This window comes from Synechococcus sp. R6-10, from assembly GCF_047461815.1.
Lineage (GTDB): Bacteria > Cyanobacteriota > Cyanobacteriia > Thermostichales > Thermostichaceae > Thermostichus.
In genome coordinates, this window is record NZ_JANSHW010000274.1 from 1 (window position 1) to 9448 (window position 9448).

Sequence of the window (9448 nt, forward strand, 5' to 3'; positions counted from 1 at the left end):
GCTCATTTTCCTTATCCTCTGCTCCCCCGACGGCGATGATGTCGGAACGGGCGGTGATGGGATCCTTCACGGTAGAGCGGCTCAGGGGTTGGGCGTCGTTTGTCGGCGTGGAAGGGACTCCGTTCCACTCCAGCTCACGGTGGGCGGCAGAAACATCAGGCAAATGGGGCATGGAGCGCGAGGAAGATTAAAATGGGCACATTTCACTTTCACTATGCTACGGCTTGGAATTCGGTTTGGCGCAGCTCAATTCCAGATTTCACGGAAGAGTCAGGGGTTGGTTAGGGGTCTCGAAAGGGGGAATAATGTTCATAAGAACACCCCTCGTCTCGTCCTTCGGTTCACCCAGCAGGAGCATCCATGGCCAGAAAACCTGACGGATATCTTGTCCACATCATGCTGGAAGGTGGACAAACCATGCAGGTACGGGTCAAAGAAGCCAGAGAATACACCGAGCTGATCAACAACCTCATGGTGGGCGGCGAAGAGTTCATCACCTTGCCCAAGCAAATGGACAATGAGTACATGATCGTGCGTCCTCAACGGGTGTCCGGCGTGTCGGTGGAGGCGATCTACGCTTCCAGCGTTGGCATCGACCTATAGAGCCTATAGAGCAGACCAAGGTCAGGGATCCCTTGAGTATCGCCGGGCTGACAACGCAAAGCCCCCACCACTAGGGGCAGGGGCTGCCAGAGGACTAGACCCCGCAGGATTTAGAACCTCAGTACCGACAGGTTAGCTTTGCGGGGGCAGGATCACCTTGTCGATGACGTGGATCACGCCGTTGGAAGCTTCAATGTCGGCTGTCACACATTAGCATCGTTGACCTTGACACCATCAGCCAAAGAGATTTCCACAGGGGATCCCTCGACCGTAACCACTTCCCCAGCTTCCAAAGAGGTAGAGAGAACTTTGCCGGGCACTGCATGGTAAGTGGGAAATCGAAAAAAGTCCCCGAAAAAGATGTTTCTACTGCCCCAAGATGCTTTCTTACAAAGGCTGCGGGGGTATCTTCCACTAAGGTTAGATTTGCAACAATCATCGCAGGGTGGTGGTGAGCAATCCAAAACAGGCTGAAAAAGGATCCCTTGAGGCTGAGGGATCAGTTACGTTTGTCTGCATCTATAGTCATTCTGATTCAAACTAAAACGCTGCACCCACACCTGAAGCGTTGAATGCGCGGGGCTGGAAGACTTTTCTTGGTAGCTCAGGCGTCTCACTCTAACCTGAAACGACTGTACTGTTTTGTTTGCTCGAGCTGTCTATCCAGCGGCAGCACAAAAAATAACACCCTCACGGTGCCGAGCAAAGGGATAAATGAGTTAACGAGCTCGTAATAATCCTGGCAGTTGTGCTTACTCTTCTTCCGGCTCGAAGTCTTCGTCGTAGTCGTCCCCGATCAAATCGTCGATATCGTCGATGTCTTCTTCCAAAATCATCTCAGGGACCTCAATGGGCTGCTCGATCAACCGGCCCTCTTTGCGCAACCAGTCAAGAATGGAGAGGCTGCTAGGAGAGGGCACCACCGTTGGCGACTGATCGCGGGGCTCTTCGCGCAGAGAGGGATTGTGGTAGTACATGCCGTACGGAAAAAGGGCAGTTATCGACGAGGAATGAACTCGGCTTGGATTGATCTCCTCTCAACCGAGGGACGCGGGCTTTCCATCGATATATCCCTCAGTTTAGCCTATGCCTGCCACTCCTGCAAAAAGCGGCGCAGCACCCGATCCAGCTCAACAGCTCGCGCTGCCTTGAACAGCAGCCGATCCCCGGCTTGCACGTGATGGAGCAAGATTTCCAGCAGTTCGGATACCTCCTCGCAGCGTTCTGTCTGGGCTGCCGGTTTTTGGTCGAGCAGCGGTTGCATTTCTCCTTCGGGATCCAAGAGCAAGACCCGATCCAGCCCCAGAGGGGCAGCCGCCCGACCCACCTCTGCATAGAGCTGAGGCGCATGCTCTCCCAACTCCCGCATCGGGCCGAGAATGGCCCAGCGCCGTTTTCCCGGGGTTTGGGCCAGCAGGTGTAGAGCCGCGATCATCGCTTCCGGCGAGGCGTTGTAGGTTTCGTCCCAGATTTCCACATCTCCTGCCAGCTTGAGATGGCGGTTGCGCCCCTCCAGAGAGGTAGGCAAAGCAATGGGTTCTCGGAGCCGCTCCCAATCCAGCCCCAAGCTGCACAGAGCAGCCAGCACTCCCATCCAGTTGAGGGCATGGTGTCTTCCCGGCAGAGGCACCGGCAGCGTTAGGCCCTCCACAGTTACCGTTTGGGCTTGGGGATCCCATTCTCCCCGTAAGTCCCCCCGATCCAGACCATAGGTAAGGGTTTGTCCCGACCACAGGCTGGCGGCGGTAGACAACAGCAAGGGATCTTCTCCATTCAGCAGAGCCACCCCCTGCCCTAGCTCCTGCAGCAGCTCGCACTTGGCAGCAGCAATGGCCGCGCGGGATCCCAGTCTGCCGATGTGGGCGGTGCCAATATGGGTGATCAAGGCGTGGGTGGGCTGAGCCATCTGAGCCAGGCGGCGAATTTCTCCGGGGCCGCGCATGGCCATTTCCAGAACCACAAACTGATGCTCCGGTTGCATCTGGAGCAGGGTTTGAGCAACCCCGATGTCGTTGTTGTGGTTGGCCTCACTTTTGAGAACTGTGCCGTAGCGGGATAGGGCAGCCGCCAACATTTCCTTGGTGGTGGTTTTGCCTGCTGAGCCCGTGATGGCCAGTATGGGGGGGGGAAACTGCTCCCGCCAGCCTCTGGCGATGCGCTGGTAGGCAGCTAGGGTATCTGAGACTTGAAAATGGGGCCCGGCCACCGGACGCTGGCTGATGACGGCAATGGCCCCTCCGGCCAAAGCTTGCGGAATGAAGTCGTGTCCATCAAACCGTTCCCCCCGCAGCGCCACAAAGACTGACCCCGGCTGCAATTGGCGGCTGTCGGTGCAAATGGCTTGGACGGGAAGACCCAACAAATGGGGATCCCCCTGCAGGGGAGTTTGCAGCAGGTCAGCCACAGTTCGTAAGGTCAGCATCGGGCAGAAACTCCAATTCGCCTACAGCCTCTTCGTCTATGGTCATTTCAGACCCGATTGAGACATTTCCCAAGCGCTCCCCCTCACCCCCAGCCCCTCTCCCAGGGGGAGTCAGCCCTCACCCCCAGCCCCTCTCCCAGGGGGAGAGGGGAGTTGGGGATAGCTGTACAGCTTTTTTCAGCGTTGTTTACCACAGCCAGTGTCAATCAATCTCTTGCGTGGGAAGGCTCCCGCTTGGCTACGGAACTCCCATGAAGTCGGAAAAAGCTGTAAACCCAGTTCCTGGGCAACGCCAATACACGACTGGGTATAGGAAGTTGTCAGCTGGGTTGCAGCGTTTCGATCCCAGTCGGGAGGGCGATGATTGCCTCTTTGGCCATGCCGATGAACAGGCCATGTTCCACAACCCCCACCGTCCCTTTGAGTTGATCGGCGATCTTGGCAGGATCCGCCATGGGGCCGAATTGGCAGTCGAGGATGTAGTGCTGCTCGTCCGTCAAGTAGGGATCCCCTTGGGCATTCAGCCGCAGAGTGGCTGCACAGCCGATGGCCTCCACCCGGGCCAAGGTGGTTTTCCAGCCAAACCGCACCACCTCCACGGGCACAGGGAAGCGGGTGCCCAACTGCGCGACTTTTTTAGAGGCATCGGCAACGATGATCAGCTCGGCGGCGCTGGCCTCCACCAATTTTTCCCGCAACAGGGCCCCTCCTGCCCCTTTGATCAGGTTCAGGGATCCCACTTCAATCTCGTCGGCCCCATCGATGGCCAGATCCAGGCGCGGCTGCTCTTCTAGGGTAGCCAGCGGGATCCCCAGGGAGCGGGCCTGTTCAGCCGTGCGCTCGGAGGTGGGCACACCGAGGATCTGCAGACCCTCGCTTTGCATCCGCTCTGCTAGGGCGCTGACAGCAAAGGCGGCTGTGGATCCCGTGCCCAGCCCCACCACCATTCCCGACTGCACCTTTTGAACTGCAGCCCGGGCTGCCGCCTGTTTCAGCTCATCTAAAGACTCGGTCCCGCTGCCGCCAAGGGTAGTCATTCCCAGCTCCTCTCCCGTGGATGAAGATCCTACCAAAGTGCTTTGCACCGCTACCGCCCGCTCCAGCTAAAACCCTCCGGCGCTGCCACCACTTGGCCAAAGAGATCATAGGGCTCAGCGCGGGTGATCTGCACCGGCACCAGGGATCCCAGAGAGCCCTCCCCACGCACGTACACCACCCCGTCCACTTCGGGGGCAAAGCGAGGGGAGCGGCCAATCCACTCGCCGGTTCTGGGGTTTTCCTGCTCCAAAAGTACAGGTACCACTCGGCCCACCTGCTCGCGGTTGCGGCGGAAGGCAATGCCTTGCTGCAGTTGCATTAGACGGGCGCGGCGCTCTTGTTTGACAGCCTCTGGAACCTGATGGGGGAGGTGGTAGGCAGGGGTGCCCTCTTCGGGAGAAAAGGTAAACACCCCCACATGGTCAAACTGATGGCGCTGGACAAAGTCTAGTAGATGCTGGAAGTGCTCCTCCGTCTCCCCAGGAAAGCCGACGATAAAGCTGGTGCGCAGCACGGCATTGGGCAACGCCTGGCGCAGCCGCTCGATCACCCGGTCGTTGACCTGCCCTTGCCAGGGGCGATTCATGGCCTTGAGGATCTGCGGATGGCTGTGCTGTAAAGGCAGATCCAGGTAAGGCAAGAAATTGGGAGTTTCTTGGATGGCCTCCACCACTGCAGGCGTGATGCCGGTGGGGTAGGCGTAGAGCATGCGGATCCAGGGGATGGGGATCTTGCCCAGGGCGCGAATGAGATCTGCCAGCCGCGGCTCCCCGTAGAGATCGATCCCGTAGTGGGTGGTGATCTGGGAAATTAAAATCAGCTCCTGCACCCCCTCTTCGGCCAGTTGTTCTGCTTCCCGGAGGATGGACTCGATGGAGCGGGAGCGTTGGTTGCCCCGCAAGTGGGGGATGATGCAGAAGGAGCAGCGGTAGTTACAGCCCTCGGCTACCCGTAGGTAGGCCACAGGCGCATGGGTGGTGCGATAGCGAGGTACGGTCTCGTCGGCAATGTAATCCAGGCTAGAAGTAACGGCATTGACCCGCTCTCCCCGCTCCGCCCGCTCGATCACCTGGACGATCTGGTGGTAGTCGCCGGTACCTACCAAGGCCACGGCCTCTGGGATCTCCTGCAGCAGCTCCTCTTGGAAGTGTTGCGCCAAGCAGCCGGCAATAACGATTTTCTTGCCCTGTACTGCCAACTCCATCAGGGTGCTGACCGACTCCCGCCGCGCTGCTTCAATGAAGCTACAGGTATTGACGATCACATAGTCAGCACTCTCTTCGTCCCCATCCACCCGGTAGCCTGCTTGAGCCAGCAAGCCCAGCATGTGCTCGGTGTCCACCCGGTTTTTCTCACAGCCCAGGTGCAAGATGGCAACCGACGCCTTTGTACGCTGCACCGCTGTTCGCGTAAGCGGGACGGAGTCCTTAACGGATGGGAAACTGGAGACGGTCGCTTCTAACCCATTCATGGACTGAGCATCAAAAAGGGGGCAGCTTGCCAGAGGCTTATCTATTCTAGTTGAGGGCCGCATCAGCGTTGCGGAGCAATAGAGCCGTAGCCACGGCCAACGCGGTGGCCGCCCAACTGTAGGGATCCCTGCCAGCCGCCGTCGGAAACAGAGGCGCTTGTCCATAGCCCCGCAGGCGCAAAGCCTGATAAACCCTCTGCGAGCGCTCGTAGCTGCGAACCAACAGGGTACCCACCGAAGCGGCCAGAAAGGGCAGATCTTGTCTTAGAGACGGCCCAGGACGCCACAGGGATCCCCGCGGTCGCCAACCCCTCAGCCGGGCTGCCCGTTGCATCTGCTGCCACTGAGCGGCCACCTCCTGCAAATAGCGCTGGGTGAGCCAGGCCAGTTCCAGCAGGAGGTCTGGGATCCCCAGGGCCCGCAACGCTGCCAACAGTTCCGATGTGGGGGTGGTCTCCAGCAGCAGCATCGTGAGGGCAAATAGGGCCAGCCCTCTCCCCCCAATGCGAAGCGCCATCTGCAGCCCCTCCCAACGCAGAGCCAGGGATCCCCAGCGCCACAGGATGGTTTCCCCCGCCCAGAAGGGTAGGATCCCCATCAACCCTGCCACCAACAGCCCTGGGGCTGCCAGCCGCCTCAGCCCGAGGCTCCAAGGCAATCCCGACAGGCTCCACAGTCCAGCCACCAGCGCCCAGATGAGCGGCAAGAGGGCCAGGCACCTCACCGAGGCGAAAGCCGCCATCAGCGCCATCAGGCCCAGCACCTTGGGCAGAGGTTGCCACCGGTGCAGCCAGGAAAGGGGTTTGGAGGGGTGAGGATGGGATTGTTGACCGCGCCAGCAGCAAGGGATCCCTGAGCCGGCTTCATCTCTTGCCATACTCTCCCAGCAGCGCCGGTTGTACCCGCTGCAAAAACAGCACCACCCAACTGGCGAACAACCCCTCCACCACCATCAGGGGGATGTGGGCCACCACCAAGCTCCCAAGAGCCAGACGACCGGCTTCTGTGGAGAGGATCCCGCTGCCAGCGTCAACCACAGCAGCCATGACCACCCCGTAAAACAACAGCACTGCTAGACCCACCCCAACCGCTCCCGCCAAGAAGGCAGACACTCCGGCCCCCATCACCCGACGGCCTGCCCGAAAAATCCCACCGGCCAGGAGCGCCGGGATCCCCATAATGGCGGCGTTGATGCCCAATGTGGTCAGGCCCCCATGGCCAAAGGCCACCGCCTGAAAAAACAAGCCCACTACAATCGCCGGATAGGCCAAAGCCCCCAACATCAGACCCATCAACCCGTTCAGCACCAGATGCAGGCTGGCCGGGGGAAAGGGCAGGTGAATCGAAGAGGCCACAAAAAAGACAGCCGTGAGCAAAGCCGCTTTGGGCAACTGGTCGCGACAGCGTTGCGTAGCAATATGGCGGGGATCCCGTTCCCACCAAGGACATTGCTCGGCAACGCCGGCGCGACGGAGAAGCCGCAAGCTGTAGCTGGTGATCAGGGCGGTGATGCCATAACCCCCTAGCCAAAGCGGTGCTGGCAAAATGCCATCGCTGATGTGCATGGTCAGTCCTACTCCAGAGCAGAGGAGCCAGCCTGGGAGCCTGAGATTCCTGACCCTGGAGATCCCGAAACCGGTGGGCTCTCCACCGCTGCGTAACCAGATTGACGGGGCCTGGAGAAGAACAGAGCTGTGCCCAGACAGCCCCAAATGACACAGGCGGCCATAACCCCCCGCTGCAAAGGCCCAAAGGGTGGGGAAGCGCTGGGGATCCCTTCTGTCTGAGGGAACTCCTCGCCCACCGGCACGTTGACCAACACCCCATGCCCCGCCTGGCGAATCCGCACCTGCCAGAGGCCCGTCAGGTTGGGATCCGGCTGCAGCAGAAATCGTCCCCGCGCATCCGTCTGTCCCTCCTGCCAAGGGGTAGTGGGATCCGTTGGCGCAAATACCGTCACCCGGGCGGATCCCATCGGTTCCCCAGAATCGTAGCGGGCCTGGATCTCAAAAGCGGGAATAGCCCGAAGAGAGGCTTCCACCCCATGGGCCCAAGCCGGAGCAGACAGGAGCAGGCCGAAAGCCAGCAAGCTCAACCGTGCTCCGCATCGCTGACGCGACGCCGCAATCAGGCTCAGTCGGCAGGAAGGGATCCAAAGTTTTGGCCAGACTCGGTTCATTGGTTAGCTGAGGACAGACGACAATCTCTACGCTCTGCAGGCGACCGGTCTTAGAAAAGCCAAGACTTCAGGGCGAAGACTCTGTCTGGGCAGGGCCAGAGGCAGCGCGGCAGTGGCCTTCCCCCACATGGCCCAAGTGGTGCAGGATCTCCAATACGGCCTTAGCCGCAGGGGATCCCTCCTGCAGATCCCCCCGGTCCACTTCCAGAAGGTCGGATCCCCCCCCAGTGCTCCGCGCCGCTGACGCGGCCAGCCGCTGCTCCAGGGAGACAGGATCCAACTTCACCAAAGGGGCAAACCCCAGAGCTGCTTGATTGAGGCTGTCGTTGGGGGGCAAGCTTCCATCTCCAAACAGGTGGTCGAAATGGAAGGTGACCTCCAGATCTGCCACCTGGCCGACGCGCACAAAGCCTTTGCGCTCCTCCCCCACATACTCTCCGCAGGTGAAGGCCACCTCAGGGCTGAACTTGAGCACAAACGGCATCTCCCCAGCCCCTTCCTTTGTCGGTCGGGCTTGGCCTTCGATCCAGAGGGAATAGCCCTTTGCCGGCCCCTCCAGTGCTGGCACCAGCCGCCACCCCAGGGCGTTGTAGTGGCCAGGGGGTGCCTCTAGGGATCCCAGTAAGGCCCGCTCCGCCGGGGGAGCCGTGATCAAATCAACCGTGATGGGGCCGGAGAGGCTGACCAATGCCCGTGCCAGCAAATCTGCATTTCCTTCCGGATCAAAGGGCGGATCGGTTTGGTAGGCGGTTATGTCCGCCAGCGTCACGTACACGTGCTCAAAGCTCAGTTCCCAGCCGTCTTTGGAGACAAACCCCTCCCGAATGAAGTCCTCGCCGTTGGCCCAAAACTCCAGAGTACCCATCTCTGCCTTTGCTTGGGCTAGGGGTGCTTCCTGCCTGACCTTTTCCGCTCCAGCGTTAGAAGCCGGTCGGCAGGCGCCTAGAGAGAAGGCCAACCCAAGGGCCAGAAAGGGTAAAGCTAACCCCTTGCCCCAGGGATCCCTTGTTGAAGCACCAAGCCGCAATGGAGTGTGTTTCACCAGTTCCCCTGCCAAGGACTCGGCCCCGATGACGCAAACGGCACTGCTCTACCGAAACACAGGCTTCCCTGGTGTTACAATCCCCCACCGGGGCATCTGTATGGCTACTCCTGCGCTAAATTCCCCGCCCGCACCCAACCTTCCTGCCCATTCTGACGGCGAATGCGCTGCCAACGGCCATCTTCGCTGAGGCCCAGCACCGTCACCACCTCGTTCATGGGCACACCACCAATGTAGGTTCCCTCCCGCTCTGGAGTGGCCCGCAGCGCCAGGCCAATGGGCTCGATCACCCGTCCCCGCTCACCTGGGGAAACCACTGCTGCCGTGGGGGGTCGAGTCGGCAAAGGAGTTAATTCAGGGTTGGGTTCAACTGTGGGAGCTGTAGAAGTTGAAGCTGAAGCACCATCCACAGGGCCCAAATTGCCGGCGCGCACCCAGCCCTCTTGTCCGTTCAACTCCCGCCGCACCCGTTGCCAACGACCATCGGCGCTGTACTCCAACACCGTCACCGTTTCCCCCACCACAATTCCCCCTTGGTAGGCTCCATCAACAGAGGGCTGGCTGCGGATGGCCAGGCCAATGGGCTCGATCACCCGCCCACGGCTGCCGGGGGGAAATCCCTCAGGGTCAACAGTGCCTGCAGCAGGGCCAGAGGGGGGAGAGGGAAAACTGGCTGGGCGGGGCAAGGGATCC

General features: G+C 60.2%; 10 protein-coding genes and 1 pseudogene. 1 reads left to right on the forward strand and 10 read right to left on the reverse strand.

Features of this window, described 5'->3' with window-relative positions; genetic code table 11:
• Positions 1 to 360: 360 nt before the first annotated feature.
• Complete coding sequence (locus NW837_RS08410; protein ID WP_011433628.1) at positions 361 to 603, forward strand: hypothetical protein; 243 nt, start codon at positions 361 to 363, stop codon at positions 601 to 603.
• A 132-nt stretch (positions 604 to 735) separates the two neighbouring features.
• Here NW837_RS08410 and NW837_RS08415 read toward each other — a convergent pair.
• The 10 genes and pseudogenes from NW837_RS08415 to NW837_RS08460 form a co-directional block, all read right to left on the reverse strand.
• Positions 736 to 839 (reverse strand): annotated as a pseudogene (locus tag NW837_RS08415) (fasciclin domain-containing protein); the annotation flags it as partial.
• Positions 840 to 1355: 516 nt separating this feature from the next.
• On the reverse strand, positions 1356 to 1580 hold the full coding sequence (locus NW837_RS08420) for a DUF3134 family protein (protein WP_414330623.1): 225 nt from the start codon (positions 1578 to 1580) through the stop codon (positions 1356 to 1358).
• Positions 1581 to 1687: 107 nt separating this feature from the next.
• Entirely contained in the window at positions 1688 to 3025 is a 1338-nt protein-coding gene (locus NW837_RS08425; protein WP_414330625.1) for a UDP-N-acetylmuramoyl-tripeptide--D-alanyl-D-alanine ligase, read from the reverse strand.
• A 320-nt stretch (positions 3026 to 3345) separates the two neighbouring features.
• Entirely contained in the window at positions 3346 to 4062 is a 717-nt protein-coding gene (rpiA, locus tag NW837_RS08430) for a ribose-5-phosphate isomerase RpiA (RefSeq protein ID WP_414330628.1), read from the reverse strand.
• A gap of 50 nt (positions 4063 to 4112) precedes the next feature.
• Positions 4113 to 5534, reverse strand: a complete 1422-nt coding sequence (rimO, locus tag NW837_RS08435; protein ID WP_414330630.1) for a 30S ribosomal protein S12 methylthiotransferase RimO — start codon at positions 5532 to 5534, stop codon at positions 4113 to 4115.
• Between the two features lie 46 nt (positions 5535 to 5580).
• A complete protein-coding gene (gene cbiQ, locus NW837_RS08440; RefSeq protein ID WP_414330633.1) occupies positions 5581 to 6411 on the reverse strand; it encodes a cobalt ECF transporter T component CbiQ in 831 nt (276 codons plus the stop codon).
• Positions 6398 to 7099: a cobalt transporter CbiM gene (gene cbiM / locus NW837_RS08445; RefSeq protein ID WP_414330636.1), complete on the reverse strand. Its 702-nt coding sequence runs from the start codon at positions 7097 to 7099 to the stop codon at positions 6398 to 6400. The genes cbiQ and cbiM overlap by 14 nt, the downstream gene beginning before the upstream one ends.
• Before the next feature lie 8 nt (positions 7100 to 7107).
• The gene (locus tag NW837_RS08450) at positions 7108 to 7629 is read right to left on the reverse strand and encodes a hypothetical protein (protein WP_414330639.1); all 522 of its coding nucleotides are present in this window, start codon (positions 7627 to 7629) and stop codon (positions 7108 to 7110) included.
• A 151-nt stretch (positions 7630 to 7780) separates the two neighbouring features.
• Positions 7781 to 8578, reverse strand: a complete 798-nt coding sequence (locus NW837_RS08455) for a hypothetical protein (protein WP_414330642.1) — start codon at positions 8576 to 8578, stop codon at positions 7781 to 7783.
• A 281-nt stretch (positions 8579 to 8859) separates the two neighbouring features.
• Positions 8860 to 9448, reverse strand: a 589-nt coding sequence (locus NW837_RS08460) for an SH3 domain-containing protein (RefSeq protein WP_414330644.1), incomplete at its 5' end; no start/stop codon positions are given.

Excerpts from the sequence above, each read along its gene's own strand:
- cbiM (WP_414330636.1), bottom strand. The coding sequence starts at position 7,099 with ATGCACATCAGCGATGGCATTTTGCCAGCACCGCTTTGGCTAGGGGGT.
- rpiA (WP_414330628.1), bottom strand. The coding sequence starts at position 4,062 with ATGACTACCCTTGGCGGCAGCGGGACCGAGTCTTTAGATGAGCTGAAA.
- NW837_RS08410 (WP_011433628.1), top strand. The coding sequence starts at position 361 with ATGGCCAGAAAACCTGACGGATATCTTGTCCACATCATGCTGGAAGGT.
- NW837_RS08420 (WP_414330623.1), bottom strand. The coding sequence starts at position 1,580 with ATGTACTACCACAATCCCTCTCTGCGCGAAGAGCCCCGCGATCAGTCG.
- NW837_RS08425 (WP_414330625.1), bottom strand. The coding sequence starts at position 3,025 with ATGCTGACCTTACGAACTGTGGCTGACCTGCTGCAAACTCCCCTGCAG.
- cbiQ (WP_414330633.1), bottom strand. The coding sequence starts at position 6,411 with ATGGCAAGAGATGAAGCCGGCTCAGGGATCCCTTGCTGCTGGCGCGGT.
- rimO (WP_414330630.1), bottom strand. The coding sequence starts at position 5,534 with ATGAATGGGTTAGAAGCGACCGTCTCCAGTTTCCCATCCGTTAAGGAC.
- NW837_RS08455 (WP_414330642.1), bottom strand. The coding sequence starts at position 8,578 with ATGGGTACTCTGGAGTTTTGGGCCAACGGCGAGGACTTCATTCGGGAG.